The sequence below is a fragment of the Mesobacillus jeotgali genome, assembly GCF_031759225.1.
Lineage (GTDB): Bacteria > Bacillota > Bacilli > Bacillales > Cytobacillaceae > Mesobacillus > Mesobacillus jeotgali_B.
Map to the genome: position 1 here is coordinate 2,771,026 of NZ_CP134494.1, position 17,024 is coordinate 2,788,049.

16 protein-coding genes, 1 tRNA gene and 2 other annotated features are annotated in these 17,024 nt (G+C 42.7%); of the genes, 2 read left to right on the plus strand and 15 right to left on the minus strand.

Translation table 11 applies throughout. The annotated features are described in order from the left end of the window. Positions 1-3 precede the first annotated feature (3 nt). The 6 genes from RH061_RS13910 to RH061_RS13935 form a co-directional block, all read right to left on the minus strand. The gene (locus tag RH061_RS13910; RefSeq protein WP_311070992.1) at positions 4-618 is read right to left on the minus strand and encodes a phosphoribosylanthranilate isomerase; all 615 of its coding nucleotides are present in this window, start codon (positions 616-618) and stop codon (positions 4-6) included. Continuing rightward, a complete protein-coding gene (trpC, locus tag RH061_RS13915; RefSeq protein WP_311070994.1) occupies positions 608-1,402 on the minus strand; it encodes an indole-3-glycerol phosphate synthase TrpC in 795 nt (264 codons plus the stop codon). The genes RH061_RS13910 and trpC overlap by 11 nt, the downstream gene beginning before the upstream one ends. Before the next feature lies 1 nt (position 1,403). Beyond that, complete coding sequence (trpD, locus tag RH061_RS13920) at positions 1,404-2,429, minus strand: anthranilate phosphoribosyltransferase (protein WP_311070996.1); 1,026 nt, start codon at positions 2,427-2,429, stop codon at positions 1,404-1,406. Next, entirely contained in the window at positions 2,413-3,015 is a 603-nt protein-coding gene (locus RH061_RS13925) for an anthranilate synthase component II (RefSeq protein WP_311070998.1), read from the minus strand. The genes trpD and RH061_RS13925 overlap by 17 nt, the downstream gene beginning before the upstream one ends. Beyond that, entirely contained in the window at positions 2,999-4,393 is a 1,395-nt protein-coding gene (trpE, locus tag RH061_RS13930) for an anthranilate synthase component I (protein WP_311071000.1), read from the minus strand. The genes RH061_RS13925 and trpE overlap by 17 nt, the downstream gene beginning before the upstream one ends. A gap of 57 nt (positions 4,394-4,450) precedes the next feature. After that, positions 4,451-4,707 (minus strand) — a binding site (T-box leader). Between the two features lie 60 nt (positions 4,708-4,767). Next, positions 4,768-5,016 (minus strand) — a binding site (T-box leader). 61 nt (positions 5,017-5,077) lie between these two features. Beyond that, on the minus strand, positions 5,078-5,719 hold the full coding sequence (locus RH061_RS13935; RefSeq protein WP_311071002.1) for an MOSC domain-containing protein: 642 nt from the start codon (positions 5,717-5,719) through the stop codon (positions 5,078-5,080). A 143-nt stretch (positions 5,720-5,862) separates the two neighbouring features. Here RH061_RS13935 and RH061_RS13940 point away from each other — a divergent pair, with 143 nt between their 5' ends. Further along, positions 5,863-7,131 carry a bacillibactin exporter BcbE gene (locus tag RH061_RS13940; protein WP_311071004.1) on the plus strand — a complete coding sequence of 423 codons (1,269 nt, stop codon included), beginning with the start codon at positions 5,863-5,865 and terminating at the stop codon, positions 7,129-7,131. Positions 7,132-7,159: 28 nt separating this feature from the next. On the opposite strand, the gene RH061_RS13945 is transcribed toward RH061_RS13940, so the two are convergent. The 8 genes from RH061_RS13945 to RH061_RS13980 all read right to left on the minus strand — a co-directional run bounded on the left by RH061_RS13945 (position 7,160) and on the right by RH061_RS13980 (position 15,281). After that, positions 7,160-7,930 (minus strand): alpha/beta fold hydrolase, encoded by a 771-nt coding sequence (locus RH061_RS13945; RefSeq protein ID WP_311071006.1) that lies wholly within the window; start codon positions 7,928-7,930, stop codon positions 7,160-7,162. A 243-nt stretch (positions 7,931-8,173) separates the two neighbouring features. After that, positions 8,174-8,263 (minus strand): putative holin-like toxin, encoded by a 90-nt coding sequence (locus tag RH061_RS13950; protein WP_225649917.1) that lies wholly within the window; start codon positions 8,261-8,263, stop codon positions 8,174-8,176. Positions 8,264-8,422: 159 nt separating this feature from the next. Further along, complete coding sequence (locus RH061_RS13955; protein WP_311071008.1) at positions 8,423-9,223, minus strand: DUF2935 domain-containing protein; 801 nt, start codon at positions 9,221-9,223, stop codon at positions 8,423-8,425. Between the two features lie 408 nt (positions 9,224-9,631). Next, positions 9,632-11,491: a PTS fructose transporter subunit IIABC gene (locus RH061_RS13960; RefSeq protein WP_311071010.1), complete on the minus strand. Its 1,860-nt coding sequence runs from the start codon at positions 11,489-11,491 to the stop codon at positions 9,632-9,634. A 15-nt stretch (positions 11,492-11,506) separates the two neighbouring features. Beyond that, positions 11,507-12,418 (minus strand): 1-phosphofructokinase, encoded by a 912-nt coding sequence (gene pfkB, locus RH061_RS13965; RefSeq protein WP_311071012.1) that lies wholly within the window; start codon positions 12,416-12,418, stop codon positions 11,507-11,509. Further along, complete coding sequence (locus RH061_RS13970) at positions 12,415-13,167, minus strand: DeoR/GlpR family DNA-binding transcription regulator (protein WP_311071014.1); 753 nt, start codon at positions 13,165-13,167, stop codon at positions 12,415-12,417. Before RH061_RS13970 ends, pfkB begins: the two co-directional genes overlap by 4 nt. A 189-nt stretch (positions 13,168-13,356) precedes the next feature. After that, positions 13,357-14,537 (minus strand): IS3 family transposase gene (locus RH061_RS13975; RefSeq protein ID WP_311070725.1). Its coding sequence is split into 2 segments (ribosomal slippage): positions 13,357-14,249 and positions 14,249-14,537, totalling 1,182 coding nucleotides; the frame shifts between segments, so codons are not numbered across the junction. A 111-nt stretch (positions 14,538-14,648) separates the two neighbouring features. After that, on the minus strand, positions 14,649-15,281 hold the full coding sequence (locus RH061_RS13980; protein WP_311071016.1) for a LysE family transporter: 633 nt from the start codon (positions 15,279-15,281) through the stop codon (positions 14,649-14,651). A gap of 177 nt (positions 15,282-15,458) precedes the next feature. Between RH061_RS13980 and RH061_RS13985 the strand changes: the two genes are divergently transcribed. Then, positions 15,459-15,541 (plus strand) — tRNA-Leu (locus RH061_RS13985). 173 nt (positions 15,542-15,714) lie between these two features. Here RH061_RS13985 and RH061_RS13990 read toward each other — a convergent pair. Further along, a complete protein-coding gene (locus RH061_RS13990) occupies positions 15,715-16,908 on the minus strand; it encodes a DNA cytosine methyltransferase (protein WP_311071018.1) in 1,194 nt (397 codons plus the stop codon). Positions 16,909-17,024 lie beyond the last annotated feature (116 nt).

Consider the following 17,024-nt stretch of genomic DNA (forward strand, 5'->3'; position numbering starts at 1 on the left):
CTGTTATTCCTCCCCCGATTTTTTTGCGTTATGGATAAATCTTTTTATTTTCACTGGATCCTTTTCTCCGTTTGTTTCGACACCGCTGCTGACATCAACCATCAAGGGGTTGACCTTGGCAATTGCTTTGCTGACATTGGCAGAATCCAAGCCACCTGCAAGGATGACAGTTTTGTTTGACTTTCCTAATGCACTTGCCAGATCCCATTCAAAACTTGAACCGTTTCCTCCCCGATATTCAGCTGGCGGACTGTCTAGGAGGATATAATCTGCTTTTATTTCTGTAATTTTCTCAAGGTCTCCCGGTGACTTAACAGAAACAGCTTTTATTAACGGCAGCCCAATTGATCGATAATCCTCAGGCACCTCATCTCCATGAAGCTGAATATGAGTAAGGCCGACAGTTTCGGCAATCTTCTCTACTGTTGCAGCACCCTCATTCACAAAAACACCTACCTTCCAGACATGTGCCGGTAAGTCCGAAATGATCTGTTGTGCCTGCAGAACTGTTATTCGCCTTTTACTTTCTGCAAAGACAAATCCAAGAGCATCGGCTCCATTCCCTACAGCATGGCTCGCTGCTTCAACCGTTTTAATGCCGCAAATCTTAACCTTCATGCTGTTCCCTCACAATCGGAACGGAGAACTCGCTGAAAGTTTTTTGGAGATTTGATGAGGTCATAAAAGTTTCTCCTATCAATACCCCGCTGGCACCTGCAGCCGATGCACGGACTATGTCCTCCCGTGTTTTTATACCGCTTTCGCTGATCAGCATCGCACCTGCTTTTTTGACAAGAGGTCCGAGTTTTTCGGTATTTTCCAGATTGACCTCGAATGTCTTCAAATCACGATTGTTGACTCCAATTATTTTGGCATTTATATGAAGTGCCTTTTCCAAATCTGACTCGTCGTGGATTTCAACGAGGCACTCAAGCCCTTTTTCAGAGGCATAATTGTATAGCTCTGAAAGTTTTTCCAGGGGCAATGCTGCTGCGATGAGCAAGATGACATCTGCTCCTGCCGAACGGGCCATGTCTATTTGAATAGGATCAACGATAAAATCCTTGCAAAGAACCGGGAGGTCAACTGCTTCTCTGACTTTTTTCAGATCGCTGAAAGACCCCTTAAAGCCCTTTTCATCCGTCAGCACTGATATAGCCGATGCACCTGACAAGGCATATATTCCTGCCTGATGAGCTGGATCCAAAGAGGGATTGATGTCTCCTTTCGAAGGCGAAGCCCTTTTAAACTCTGAAATGATTGCCACATTGTTTGCCTGTTTTAGCGCCTTTAGCAGAGATCGGGACTCCGAAGAAACTTCAAGTATCTCCTTGGCTGACTTCCTCAGCTCTTCCACCTCGACTTTTTTTCTTTCTATGATTGAATCAAGTAGCGTTCCCATCTCATCCTACCGCCTTTTTGTTTTGATTGCTGATGCTGATTAAATTCTCGAGTTTGGATAATGCCCTGCCAGAATCGATGCTCTCCGCTGCCAGATTCACTCCCTGAAGAATCGACTCCGCCTTACCGGCGGTATAAATTCCAAGTCCAGCGTTCAACAGCACTGTATCGCGTTGTGCACCTTTTTTCCCTTGAAGGACTTGTAGCAATATGTCAGCATTTTCACGTGCATCTCCACCCCTGATCCTGCTGTTATCGTATAGAGGCAAGTTCACTTCTTCGGGGTTGAGATTGATTTTCTTGATTTCTCCATCAGAAACGAGGACCATTTTGTTTTCACCCGCTAGAGATGCTTCATCCATTCCACCCGCTCCGTTAATGACGATGGCCCGCTTCCTGTTCAGGTTTGCCAGCACATGGGCAAACTTATCGAGCATATCCCTCCGGTAAATCCCAAGCAGTTGGAAATCAAGCTGTACAGGATTTGTCAGAGGTCCAATCAAGTTGAAGATTGTCGGTATTTTCAGATCCCTTCTTACCTTCATGATTTGCTTTAATTTCGGATGGACATGAGGTGCAAATAGGAATGCAATTCCATTCTGTTCTAGGATTTCCTCTGTGGCTTCTGGGGTGAAGTCAAGGCTGACACCCAGCACCTCCAGGACATCTGCACTTCCGGTCTTGCTCGATACGCTTCTGTTGCCATGTTTCGCAACGGTAATACCGGCTCCGGCAATGACAAAGGCGGATGTGGTGCTAATATTGAAGCTTTTAGATCCATCTCCACCTGTCCCGCAATTATCCAGAACATTCGGTATATTTTTTGTAAAATTCAGTGCATGTTTTCTGATTGCCTTTACCAGACCTGATACTTCCTCAGCACTTTCTCCTTTTACTTTAAGTCCAGTCAGGAATGAGGCAATTTCGGCATCTGAAGTATCCTGGGTGAAAATTTCCTGTACTGCTTCTTCCATTTCATACTCCAACAGCGATTTTCCTTCAACCACCATTTCAAGATACTGTTTCATTAGTTAAACTCTCCTCTCTGATTTCAGTTAAAAAGTTCGACAAAATCTGTTTTCCGTTCTTCGTGCCAATCGATTCTGGATGAAACTGAAGTCCGTATAAAGGATAATGTTTATGCTTGATAGCCATGATTTCCCCATCATCAGCTGCTTCCGCCAGCACCTCAAAATCTTCATTCAGCGTCGCCCGGTCGATTACCAAAGAGTGATACCTCATTACTTCAGGATGAATATCCAAATCATTCATTATTGAAATTCCTGTGTGATGAAGCTTTGACTCTTTTCCATGCCTGACTTTTTTAGCCTTGATGATCGAACTGCCAAATGCATGGGCTATCGCCTGATGGCCAAGACATATCCCCAGAATCGGAATAGTTCGCGCCAATTGTTCAACAACTTCGACACAGATTCCAGCTTGCTCTGGCCGGCCTGGACCGGGAGAAAGGACAATTGCTTCGGGTTTAATCCGAGAGATTTCCTGAATCGTTATTTTGTCGTTCCGGATTGTTTTCACTTCAGCCCCCAGTTCACTCAAGTATTGGTAAAGGTTATAGGTAAATGAATCATAATTATCAATGAGAAGAATCATTGGCTGCCTCCATCAATGCTTTTAATTTATGGTTGGTTTCATCGAACTCCTTTGAAGGATCAGAATCATATACTATACCGGCACCTGCCTGAAGATAGCCTTTACCATCCTTGACAACCAATGTTCTGATTGCGAGGGCAAAATCCATACTCCCACAAGCAGAGAAGTAACCGACTGCTCCTGAATAAACACCTCTTTTTTCAGCTTCAAGCTGGTTGATGATCTGCATCGCCCGGATTTTGGGAGCCCCTGACACTGTTCCTGCAGGCAGGCATGCCGCTAGACCATCAATCGGGTGAGCAAGCGCCAAGAGCCTCCCGCTCACTTCGGATACGAGATGCATGACAAATTGGTACCTCTCAACAGCCAGGAATTTATCCACCTTTACAGTGCCGATTTCACATATCCTCCCTAAATCGTTCCTTGACAGGTCGACAAGCATCTTGTGTTCGGCCAATTCCTTTTCATCATGGGCTAATTCCAATTCCAGTTTTGTATCCTCATCAGCTGTTTTTCCTCTTGGCCTTGTTCCTGCAATCGGATTTGTGATCATCGTTCCATCCCTGTACTTCACAAGGCTTTCAGGGGATGTACCGGCAACAACATAGCCTTCAAAATCAATGAAGTACATATAAGGGGAGGGATTATCCACTCGCAGCTTTCGATAGAACGAAAATGGATCTCCTTTTGCATCCGCTGTTAGCCTTCTTGAGAGCACCACCTGAAAGATTTCTCCTTCTTCAATCAAGCATTTTGCGATCTTGACCGATTTTTCAAACTCCTCCCTGGTTTGCGAGGATTTAAAATCAGATAGAGAAAATCTATTTTCACGTTGTTTTTTCACTGACGTATCCAGTTCTTCTTTACGTGTCTTTATTTTCTCTAAAAGCTCATCACTGCTGTATCCTGGGAACTGGATTCCGATCAGGTTGATTTTTTGTTTAAGATGGTCAAACACGATGACTTCATTGAAGAACATCAAATGTGCTACTGGCATATCGAGGGGATCATCCTTTAGCGGTCCAATTTCTTCAAACTCGCGAATGAAATCATAACTTACAAAACCTACGCCGCCTCCTAAAAAAGGAATATCCAGTCCTTGATCTATTTTAGGAAGCATCTCTTTAAGCGCCTCAGAAAATGAGCCAGGTAATCGCTCCTTAACGCCATCTCTTGCCAGATACGTCTCGCCCTTTTCATTCAAAAGCTCGAAAATCGGATCGCAGCCTATAAAAGAAAACCGCCCTGAGTCATTATGCTTATGAGAACTTTCCAGAAGGAATTTTTTCTTTCCAGAAATCATTTGAAATACAGATATAGGAGTTAACGTATCTCCCTCAATCTCCTCGATTAAAACATCTGCTGCTTTTACTTTCATATAGATCCTCCTTTAAAAATAAAAAAGCCCCCTATACATGCACAAAGATTGTGCTGTATAGAGGACGATTACGATTGGACCGCGGTGCCACCTCAAATTGGAGCTGTAGAGCTCCCTCTCTTCAGGTACAGGAAAGCCAAAGAAGCTTTCGATATACCCTATCCTTATAACGGAGGAATCCCGGGCAGCCCTACTGTTCCTTCAGGCTGCCTCTCACAAGGCCATTCAGCGGGCATTTCTGTACCGGTTCTCACCTTGCCCGGCTCTCTGTAACAGAAATCATCCTGCTTACTCTTCTTGCTCATCGAGTTTACATAATATTATTATCATTAAATTTAAATAAACAAAAAGGGCCTCCCATCCTCATTGAATACAATAAGGACGAGAGACCCGTGGTGCCACCTTAATTAGCTGTTTAAAACAGCTCACTTAACAGCATCGAGCATAAAATGCCTAATGCCTGCCTTTTATAACGATAAGGCCATTTCGCCAGAGCCTACTGCCCTCAGGGTTCGGTCCGGAAGCTCGGAAGTCCATTCGCTGCAACAGTTACGCTGATTCACACCACCCATCAGCTCTCTGAAGTACCTGATCCAGTTACTACTCTTCGTCATCGCTCAATCTTATATTATTTACTATATTAAAGCGGTAAATGGCAAATGTCAAACATAAAAATCAAATATTTTAATTTTTATGTTTTAACAGCGTTGCAAGGTTTTTCTTCCACTCTTCTGCCAGCTCATCGATATGCAGTAGTTCTTCAATTGCACCATAGTCATTTCGATCGTGAAAATAAATCTTATTCGCTCTTAGGATCGACATGTTATTTTGTTTCCTCTCCAACAAAATAATTTCCGAATCCTCATAGACCATTCCTTCCTGAATAACCCGGAAGAAATAACCGGTATAGCCTGTTTCGACTACCCTTTTCAGCAGTTGGCCAATTTGGTTGTTTTTTGAAATTTTCGAGCAAGGCACTCTGCCCTGTGACACCTGGATCACAGCTTCACCAAGCTTATATGTATCACCTATATAGATGTCAGCTTCCGTCATGCCAGATGCGGATATATTTTCACCAAAGGTCGGCGCTGCAAGATCCTTTCCGAATTCATCTGACCATTTTGTATAGTGCTCCATCGGATAAAAACAGACAGCTCTGTCAGGACCACCATGAAATTCTGTAGCTGCCACACCATCTCCCCTGAATGAATCTTTCGAGAGAAAAGCCTGTGCCACCCTTTTTTTCCTGATTGCTGACTGTTCTTTTTTGCCGTTCCAATTGATTTCCTCTGGCATACCGACGTTCAAATACAATATTTGCACCATAACCGCACCTCCTTCAAGCCTTTTCAACATTTTATCTTTTTCACACTAAAAACTCCATAAAAATCTTTCCCATAAAAAGACATCTGTTTTTTTACGGATTAAGACCACACTAAAAATAGTATGAAAAAAGGCAGGTAACAATCATGAATTATATTGAAAGCTTGTTTCCAAAATCCGGTGGAGTTTCGGATAAAAAAGATACGAAAAAGGATAATGTCAATAATCAAAAATGGGCAATTGTCTCTCTCGCATCCATTCCACTTGTGATGACACTTGGCAATTCGATGCTGATTCCTGTTTTGCCTGTCATGGAAAAGAAAATGGGCATTTCAGCCTTTCAATCTAGCCTGATCATTACTGTATATTCAATAGTAGCGATTTTTTTAATCCCGATAGCCGGGTATTTATCTGATCATATTGGCCGAAAAAAAGTCATCATCCCAAGCCTGATCATAACAGGAATTGGCGGAACTATTTCTGGTTGGGCTGCATGGCAAATGAACGATGGATATTGGGTTGTCTTAATCGGCAGAGCTTTGCAGGGGGTGGGAGCAGCAGGAGCTTTCCCAATTGTTTTGCCTCTGGTTGGAGATATGTTCAAAAACGATGATGAAGTGAGCGGTGCCCTGGGAGAAATCGAAACTGCAAACACCCTTGGCAAGGTTCTCAGCCCGGTTTTAGGCTCCTTCCTTGCAGGTTTCATCTGGTTTATCCCATTTTTCTCGATACCAGTGTTCTGTGCCCTTTCGATCATCATGATGATTTTCCTTGTAAAAAGTCCAAAAAAGAAAGATAAACCATTGCCATTTAAAGATTTCCTAAAGAAAATCAAGCTGACTTTTACCGAGAATGGACGCTGGCTTTATGCCATATTCCTAATTGGCGCGATTGTGATGTTCGTGTTGTTTGGAGTTTTATTTTACCTGTCCGATATTCTGGAGAATAAATATGGAATAAAGGATTTGAAAAAGGGACTTTTTCTTGCCCTGCCTTTAGGGGCGCTATGCCTTTCATCCTTTATTACTGGAAAAGTAATTAAGAAGAACATGGTCCTTATGAAGTGGATTACGTTCTCAAGCTTAGTGCTGCTTGGTATAGCAGTGGCCCTGTTGAGTTTTTCAAGAGAGTTATGGTTTCTGATCTCAATGTTCCTCGTTGCCGGCATTGGTATTGGAGCAAGCCTGCCTCCACTTGATGCATTGATTACTGAGAGTATTGAAAAAGAAGAACGTGGAACCATAACATCCATATACAGTTCAATGAGATTCATCGGAGTTGCAGCTGGTCCGCCTGTCATCGCTTTAATGATGAAAAATTCCAATAAACTAATGTTCGTGATCCTGACCGTATTGAGCATCTCTGCTGCTCTTGCGACATTCCTTGCCATCAAACCTGATAAAAAAGAGGCGTAAAACGCATTGTATTTGGACAATGCGTTTTTCAACGCCTGGCTGTTTGCTCTTCCAAGAATTTGGTCAGCTCACTGTTGAACTCCCGCCACTTTTTAACAGGTACTTGATGTGAGACTTTAGGAATGATCGCTGTCTTGAAGCCTTTAAGCTCTCTTTCATACGCCCTTAAGTGCTGGTTGATAAAATCCCTCTCACCATAAATAAGGAGTATAGGGACCGACAAATTCTTCAGCCTGCTGATACAGGAATAATTCAATGATTCGTGATAAAAATGGAACCATGTTTTCAAATCTGTCTTCAACATATGTTCAATCAGTTCGTTCCTGTAGTTTTTATCGAATGTGTGAGCAGTTGCAATCACTTTTGCCAGAGTTTTTGGGGAATTTCTCACAAAGTACATGCCCAACATATGCTCATACTTCAGTGCAGGCGATTGTACTTCGGCAAAGCCTCCACACAGGATCACCGACTCAGTCCGATCCGGGTGGGCAAGGGCAAATTCCTGGGCGATGCTGCCTCCGGAGGAATAGCCGCATAAAGTTACTTTTTCCAGGCCTAACGAATTTGCCAGCTTTAGTACTTCTTCTGTATACCCTTGGATTGTAACGTTTTTTTGTAAAGCTGATGAGTCCCCGTGACCGCTTAAGTCAGGAAAGAAAAGCTTATAACGTTCACTCAGAGGCTTCTGGAATCGAAATACTTTCCTTCCCATCCCAGGTAGATGCAGAAAAATGATTGGATGTCCCTGGCCAATCTCATCGTAGAAGAGATCACCATACTCTAATGTGCATCTAGGCATCTGTTATTCACTCCCTATGCATGGATAGTACAACTTCATTAGTATTGCCAAACTTCAAAACATCTCATGCATACAGCCTTCTAACCGTGACAATCACAGTCTCGTATGGTATCCTTATATTGAATGAAAGTAAAGAATGACTGCCGGTGTTGGCCCACCAGCAGTCTCCGCAATAGCCGTTTCCCCATGAGGTACGGCAAGATAAGCAGATGGACCTCTCACTGTCTTACAGTAAAAAGAGGTCTATTTTTTTTGGCTTAACGTCAGGATAGCGAGGATTAGACTGGCAAATGAAAACATCGCCATGAAGGTTTCGAATACCGTCAAAGGCATCACCCCCTTTCCTCCGGGGCTAGCCGTCCACTTTGAGATTGACTATTGCTTCTCAAGTATAACATAACCTTGTCCAAAATAAGAACACCTGTTCTGTTTTGAGACAAAATTAGTGCTAAGATACTAGACGAATTGAATTCTATCTAGTATCCGCTACTTTCAGTCTGTCTTCAATCTTGGCTTCCCAGGATCGCATTCCGGCTTATTCATCGAGGCCGCTTCAGCGACTTTGGACAAATAATAGCACTCTTCCCTGAACATATGGTCAGCCATAAGCGGAGCAAAGCTGCCCAATGCCTGTTCAGTCAACTCGAGTTCCTTTAACTCATCAAGAAATTTCATGAACAGCTGAATTTCCAAAGATACCTCTTGATTCATTCTTTGCAAAGCTGGAAATGAACTGAGATTCGTTCTCAGGTACCCTGTCATCTCAACTGCTTTTAAGTAAAAATCCTCAAAATTCTTCATGTACTTCTCGCTTTTTTTCTTCATTCGCTTTTCAACCTGATCAAGATTACTTTGGATGGCACCAGCATGGCCTGCGGCATCGAGCAGCCAGACAGTATGGTGATGCAATTCGTGGAATACCGGCGGCACTGCTCCCTTTTTTAAATATCCGAGTACCCTTATATACTCTTCGACTTCATTTACCATGTGGTTTACAAAGGTTGGGCCAAAATGGATTTTCACATTTCCAGTAAGCATTTTTTCTATCAGGTCCAGTTTGAATTCCCTGATTTTCTTCGCTTCTTCCTCTGCTCTCATGCTCAAATGTATGAGGTCAGTAGTTTCTACCCTTTGCAGCAGACGGTCGAAAGTATTAATAAAGTATTTCGCCGTTTCTATTTCTTCTTGCTCTACCGGCACCAGCGCCTCATGCAGGAATCGCCCATGGTCACCAAGAACCTGAAGCCAAAACCGATGTTCATAAAGGGCAGCAGCTTTGTAATCCCTCTCCATCCCTTCTCCTCCTTCACAAATCACTTCATAAAAGCTTATAAGGAAAGCGCTGGAAATATTCTTATGCAGAACAAAAAGCGCTAGCGCCTCGTTCAGCCCCGACAAGCGCTGGAGGGCCGACCGGTGAAGTCGTTCTTTGACTTCATTGGGCGGACCGAAATCGAAAAGTATAGCCGACTGTCCAGAAACGCAGAAAATGGAGACTCCGACAAAGAAGCGTTTTTTGCTTCTGCCGGTGGAGTTGAAGTTTCGGAGTTTCTAGGAGGCGACACTAGACAAGCGACTCGAGGGGCTAGGCGCTGGAGATGGATTAAGGGAATATTACATGTAGTTATCCACAACTAAATAATTTTATAATCTCCTAAGAAATACAAAAGGCCTGCAGTCTTTACCCTGCAGGCCTTGATTTTATTTTGTAACTGGTTTTTTCAATAGTCCAAGCAATACGGCTGAGACAATTGAGCCAATGAGAATGGCGGCAAGATATAACAGCCACCCACCCTCGACAAGCGGCACTACGAACAGTCCACCGTGAGGAGCTCTTAAGCCAATGTTGAACATCATAGTCAATCCGCCTGCAACGGCTGATCCAGCCATTACTGAAGGAATAACACGGAGTGGATCAGCGGCTGCAAATGGGATTGCCCCTTCAGTGATGAAAGAAAGTCCCATGATGTAATTTGCCTTGCCTGCATCCTGGTCTTCTTTTGAAAACTTATTTTTAAAGATAGTTGTTGCCAATGCGATGCCTAGCGGAGGAACCATACCAGCTGCCATGATCGCTGCCATTGGCTCATATACACCGTTCGCAAGCAAGCCTGTTCCGAAAACATAAGCGGCTTTATTCACTGGTCCGCCCATGTCGAATGCCATCATTAAACCGAGGACAACACCAAGCAATACTGCATTCCCAGTCCCTAATCCTGAAAGCCAATCTGTGATTGCCTGATTCAAGGCACCAACTGGTTTGTTCACTAAAAACAGCATGATGAATCCTGTTAAAGCAATACCGAATAACGGATACAAGAGAATGGTCTTGATCCCCTCAAGTGAAGCAGGAAGTCCAGCGAACAATTTCTTGAGTCCCAATACGAGGTAGCCAGCAAGGAAACCAGCGACTAAACCGCCTAGGAACCCACCGCCTCCAGTTGCTGCGAGCAAGCCTCCGACCATACCCGGTGCAAAACCTGGTCTATCAGCAATACTTAGTGCGATAAAGCCGGCAAGAATTGGCACCAGTAAACCAAAGGCACCGCTGCCTCCGCCAATATCCATCAACGCCTTTGCAATTGGGTGATAGGATGGATCATCCGGATTAAAGGCATTGTAGCCGAACATGAACGAAATAGCGATTAAGATACCGCCACCAACTACAAATGGAAGCATGTTCGAAACACCATTCATCAGATGCTTGTAAACTCCGCCACGGCTTTCTTTCTTTTCTGCCGCTGCATTGCCTGAAGCCTTGTACAGTGGTGCGTCCTTTTTAACAGCCTTTTCGATCAAGTCCTTCGGTTTGCGGATGCCGTCTGCAACCGGGACATCAATTAATGGTTTTCCAGCAAAGCGGTCCATATCCACCTTTGTATCAGCGGCAATGATGACTGCTTCTGCGTTTTCGATGTCTTCTTTCGTAAGGACATTTTTCGCTCCGCCCGATCCATTCGTTTCAACCTTGATATCTACGCCCATTTCGGCTGCTTTTGCTTTCAATGAATCTGCTGCCATATAGGTATGGGCAATACCCGTAGGACATGCAGTTACCGCAACGATGAATTTTTTATTGCTTCTTTCAACCTTCTCTTCGTTCTCATCCTTGTCGTAGCTGTTAATGATTCCAATGACATCATCAGCAGTCTTTGCTCCGAGAAGTTTCTCACGTGCTTCAGCTTTCATCAAGATGGAAGAAAGTCGGGCAAGTGCCTCTAGATGGGTATTATTCGCTCCCTCAGGTGCTGCAATCATGAAGAACAGATGTGCAGGCTGTCCGTCCAATGATTGATAATCGATTCCGGCTTCTGAACGTCCAAATACAATTGCCGCTTCCTTCACGACTGACGTTTTTGCGTGTGGAATGGCGATTCCATCTCCAACACCTGTAGTACTCTGTTGTTCACGTTTTAGGATCGCTTCTTTAAAAGCATCCCGGTTTGTAATTTTCCCAGCCTTCTCAAGCACTCCTACAAGCTCATTTACTGCATCCTGCTTTGACGCAGCACTCATTGATAATAGAATTGTCTCTCTAGTCAGCAGTTCTGTGATTCTCATCTTTTCTCCCCCTTACTAGCTGTTAAGTATTTTTACTTCTTGAAGAAGTTTTTCAACTTTCTCAGGTGTACATAATCCGATTGAAAATGCAGTGGCACTTCCTGAAGCTACACTATATCGGAATGCTTCTTTGGTGTCCGTGGTTTTTAGGAACTGGGCAAGGAAACCAGCCACCATTGAATCTCCGGCACCTACTGAACTCTTGACTTCGCCTTGAGGCACAGTAGCCTTATATGAGCCGTCTTCATTTATATATACGGCCCCTTTCTCAGCCAATGAAACAATGACATTTTTAGCACCAGCTTTGACAAGTTTTTTTCCATACAAGATGGCTTCATCAGGATCTGTGATTTCCCTATTGAAGAACTGTCCTAATTCATGATGATTCGGCTTGATCAGGAATGGCCTGTGACAAAGAATATCTTTAAGCAGGTCTCCTTCTGCGTCCACGATTATTTCTGCTCCTCTGTCCTTGCAGATTTGGACAACTTCTTCATATATAGAATCAGGCATGCTGGATGGAATGCTTCCGGCCAGAACCAGGTAATCGCCCTTTCCCAGCTTCCTGATCTGGTCTTTCAATGAGTCAATAGCATGTGATGAAATCTCCGGGCCACGGGCATTTATTTCTGTTTCTGATCCGGCCTTGATCTTAACGTTGATTCGTGTATCACCCTCAACATTGACGAAACCGGTTTGCACGCCTTCCCTGTTAAGAAACTCCTCGACATACCTGCCGGTGAGGCCTCCAATAAAACCTGTAGCCTCGCTTTCAACTCCAAGGGAGCGCAGTACCCTTGAAACATTTATTCCTTTGCCGCCAGGCAGCTTTGTTTCATTTGAAGTCCTATTCAAGCTGCCCAGCTGGATTTCATCTGCTTCCACGATGTAATCGACAGATGGATTAAGTGTCAGCGTGTAAATCATGATGTCACAACCTTTATTAAAGTTTTGCTCGTATATTGTCCTTGATGATCCTCATCAATGGCATTTGTGATGATCGCAGCTTCATGCAAGTCTGCTATTTTTGCAAATGTAATTTCAGAGAACTTCGTGTCATCAGCAAGTACAAATGACTCGCGAGACAAAGACATCGCTTTTTGCTTGATCATTGCTTCTTCCTGGTCTGGTGTCGTATACCCCGAATCGGGATGTATACCATTGACTCCGAGAAAGCATTTATCGAAACGATACTGCTCAAGGCTTGCGAGTGCCCCTCTTCCGATAATTGCATTGGTTTTCAGCTTGGCATACCCGCCGATCACATATGTTTCTATATTTCTTTCAAGTAGCTGAGGTAAGTGCATGAGACCGTTAGTCACCACGACGATATCTTTAGCCGGAAGGAAATTGACCATTTCCAAAACAGTCGATCCGGCATCAAGATAGATACTGTCACCTTCTTCTACAAGACTTGCAGCATATTGGGCGATTTGTCTTTTTTCCTGAAGGAATTTGGTGGATTTTTCAATCATGCTTGGCTCCTGAAGTTTGCCTCTTAACCTGGCAGCTCCGCCATGCACTCTTTTCAGGAACTTCCCTTCCTCAAGGATTGTAAGGTCCCGGCGGATGGTTGACTCCGAAGCCCCAGTCCGATCAACTAAGTCCTGTATCTTCACTATAGGTTTATCTTTTATCATCTGTAAAATGAGCTGGTGGCGCTCAGGTGTTAACATGAGCCATTCCTCCTATTTGCTTCGTATTTTCATCATAATGTAATCGATTTCAAAAATCAATCATTTTCTTTCAAAAACAATCATCATTAATCAAATGTTAAATAATTATGAACGATTTTGATTGTTATCAGAAAATAAAAAAAACCTCCATGCTGGTCATGACCCCGTCAAGTAGACAAGACAAAAAAGCTACGCAGCTAACGCGTGTCGATACTCAATCGGCGCGCGTTTCTTTAATTTCTTTTGAGTCCGTTTGTAATTGTAATGATAGATGAATTCTTCGATTGCTTGCCGTATTTCCTCTTCTGATTTACACTGTGCTATATACAACTTTTCGGATTTGAGATGTGAGAAGAATGATTCTACGCATGCGTTATCAAGGCAGTTTCCTTTGCGAGAGTGGCTGCCCTTGACGCCGAATGTCTCTAACCTATTGTTGTATGTCTTGGACGTATACTGGAAGCCTTGATCCGAATGGAGAACGGCTCCAGCTACGTCCTTTTTATTTGTCCATTCATCAACAGTTTTTAATACGAGTTCTAAATCATTTCGTTTGGATATTTGCCATGCCACGATTTCATTGTTGAATAGATCTTGAATGACCGACAGGTAATAAAACTCTTTGCCGTCAGAAACATATGTGATATCTGTTGCCATTTTCTGATTTGGACCCACCGCTTTGAAATTTCTCTTTAGGCGATTTGGACATATAACTGAAGGTGTATGGCCATGGCGTTTCCTTTTCTTCCGGATCACCGACTGTATGCCCATCTCCTTCATCAACCTGTACACTTTTTTATGGTTGATCAAAAAGTCACTTTCCTTTAACCAATCTGTTATTCGAGGACGCCCGAACTCTGGATGAATAAAATGAATGGCCATTATATGTTCTCGTACATCCTGTTCTTGTTTGAACCTTTCCTCGCGTTGTGGCAGAGTTGCTTTCCACTTATAGTAAGAGGCACGCTTGATTCTGGCGATTTCCATTAACCAGGTGACAGGGTATTTCCCCCTTAACCCTTCAATGATTTCATATTTTGCCTGACGGGTGATGTCTTCTCCTCCTTTACCAGATTTGGATACTGCTTTTTTAAGTATTCTACCTGTGCCTTCAAATAATCTCTTTCTTCTTCCACCGTTTTAAAGTTAGTACGTGGCCTTCCTTTTAAAGGGTTTGATACTCCACGCCGCTCATCAAATGACTGTCCGTTCATCCACTTCTTTACCCATACTTTAAGCTGTGTACAATTGCGGATCCCTAACTCTTCGGCCACTACCTTATAACTTTTAGATCCATTAACGTATGTTAATACTGCTTTCTGTTTGAATTCATTTGTATAACGTTGAAACTGTTGTCCTTTCTTAGCCATAGAAAAATCCCCTCCAAGTATCCATTCTTACCTCCATGGTACCATGGAGGTTTTTTTGAATGTCTACTTAAAGGGGATAATATCATGCTGGAGGTTTTTCCAATAGTATGTCTACAAAAATACTGCCTTGATACCTTGATATCCAAAATAAACGCCAAAACCAAGCAAGGAAAGGCCTGATAGGATCGAAATAGCCCTCAAGCTACCATAATTGAGAAACCTCCTGAACCCGCTTGTAATCGCTGCGACGAAAATATCCCACAATGCAAGACCAAGAAAAATCATGCTGCTATAAATCAATAAGTCTGCCCTTCCATAGTTGCTGGCTGTTTTCGCAAGGACAGAACCATAGATTCCTAGCCAGAAGAGGATGGATAAAGGACTGCTGATTGACATGATAAAACCTGTGAGGAAGCATTTGAGCATTGATTCTTTACCTCGGCTGAAAGCTAGATCAATATGATTGGCCTTTAAAATACACTCGATTCCCGAGTAAATCAGGACGAACCCGCCAAACAGCCAGAGAAATATTTGAATGATCGGCATGTCCAAAAAATTGACAAGACCTAAATAGATTAACAGCATAAAAATAGCATCGGCAATCATGGAACCTGTCCCTACAATCCAGGCATGCCAGAACCCATTTTTGATTCCCTTATCCAACCTGGCTGAATTTACCGGTCCGATTGGAGCTGCCAGTGTTAACCCAAGGAATATATAACTGACTAGTAAACTGACATTCAAGGCCTCGTCCCCCACATACAAAAAACTTTGTACATTGTATGTGGAAAAATTCAATTCTAATACTACCTGTCCTTTTTTTTTCAACAATGCCTTGTGCGCAACTGATGATATCTTACTGCAGCTGCATGAAATTTATGATTGAAATTGACCGTTTTTGTGCTATAATTCTTATAGAACGCGGGTGTGGCGGAATGGCAGACGCGCTAGATTCAGGTTCTAGTGGTGGCAACACCGTGGAGGTTCAAGTCCTCTCATCCGCATACGTTAAAAACCAATTAAATCAAGGGTTTCAGCCGTTAGGCAAGAAACCCTTGATTTTTTTTTGCTTTTTTTGCTAACATTTTGCAAACATCAAACATTTAGGTCAAAATTTTTGTAACAACCTTATTATTTTAAATAACAAAAACGACCTATTTAATTAGGTCGTTTTCCATTAAAGATTAAGCGCAAGTTGTTCTTCTAATTCTTGGATTCGTTCTAATATTCCCATTACATGTAAACCCAAGTGGTAACCTAGTAAAGGCGGAACAGCATTTCCAATTTGTCGGTACATTGCTGACTGCGGTCCGACAAATACATAATTATCAGGAAAACTTTGAAGACGCGCAGCTTCACGAACAGAAATCGATCTTGCCTGATTCCCATCAGGATGGATAAAAGCCAGACCATCTTTACTTAAGTGTGCAATTATAGTTGGTGACGGTCGCCCATAGTCCAACTTCCTATAAAAATCATCAAAACCGTTTCGTAAACGAATAGGAATTCGATCAGGATCAAGCTCTCTTAATTTTTGAAAGGGCTCGAGGATGCTAAATAACTCTCTATCTCTATCGTTATGGAAGCGGGATATATGGTTATATAAATATCCATCTTCGTAACCATTTTCTCGCCTAATATTCCAAGCGTTATGATTAAGTAGTCGTAAATATTCATTTTCTTGGTAATTAAACGGCACTCTATGTTCTCCATCTCTAATCCCTAGAGGAGGTAAATCACTGATAGCATCTCCTAATGTAAAATAATTCTCAGGTGCTAAAATTCCTTCTGGAAAATCAAACTCTAGATTAATGTCATTTCTTACCCCTATAAAAATAACTCTTTCTCTACTTTGTGGAACCCCAAATTCAACAGCTCTAACTATCTCAGCTCTTACATTATATCCTCTGAATTCACCATCTGGATGGTCAAAGGAAAAATCCCTTTCAATATCTTCGCGAACTGCCCCTTGATGCATTGAAAATAACCCAGGGACATTCTCCATTAGAAATACTCTCGGCTGGAAATGTCTTACATACTTAACGAATTCCCTGTATAGTTTATTACGGGGGTCTTCACCAAACTCTCCTATTGCTCTTCCAGTACCTAATCTTGTACCAATCAGAGAAAAACCCTGGCAAGGAGGACCACCAATTATTACATCAAATTGTTCATACCCTGTCCTGGCAGTTAATTCTTCAGGACTAAGTTCAGTTAGGTCAGCTTGTAATACCTGTGTATCTGGGTGGTTTAATCTTTGGGTTTCACATGCTTTTGCATCAATTTCGACTGAAACAGCGACTTCTAGTCCAGCCTGTAAAAACCCTTCACTTAATCCCCCACAACCAGAAAACAAATCCAGTATCGCCATATTATCACCTTCTATTAGTTTGTTTTCAAAGTTGAGTTTTTGTACTCCATGAAAATAAAATTATATCATATATCCTATTCATTAAATAGAAATAATCTAAAGTAAAGACTACCATT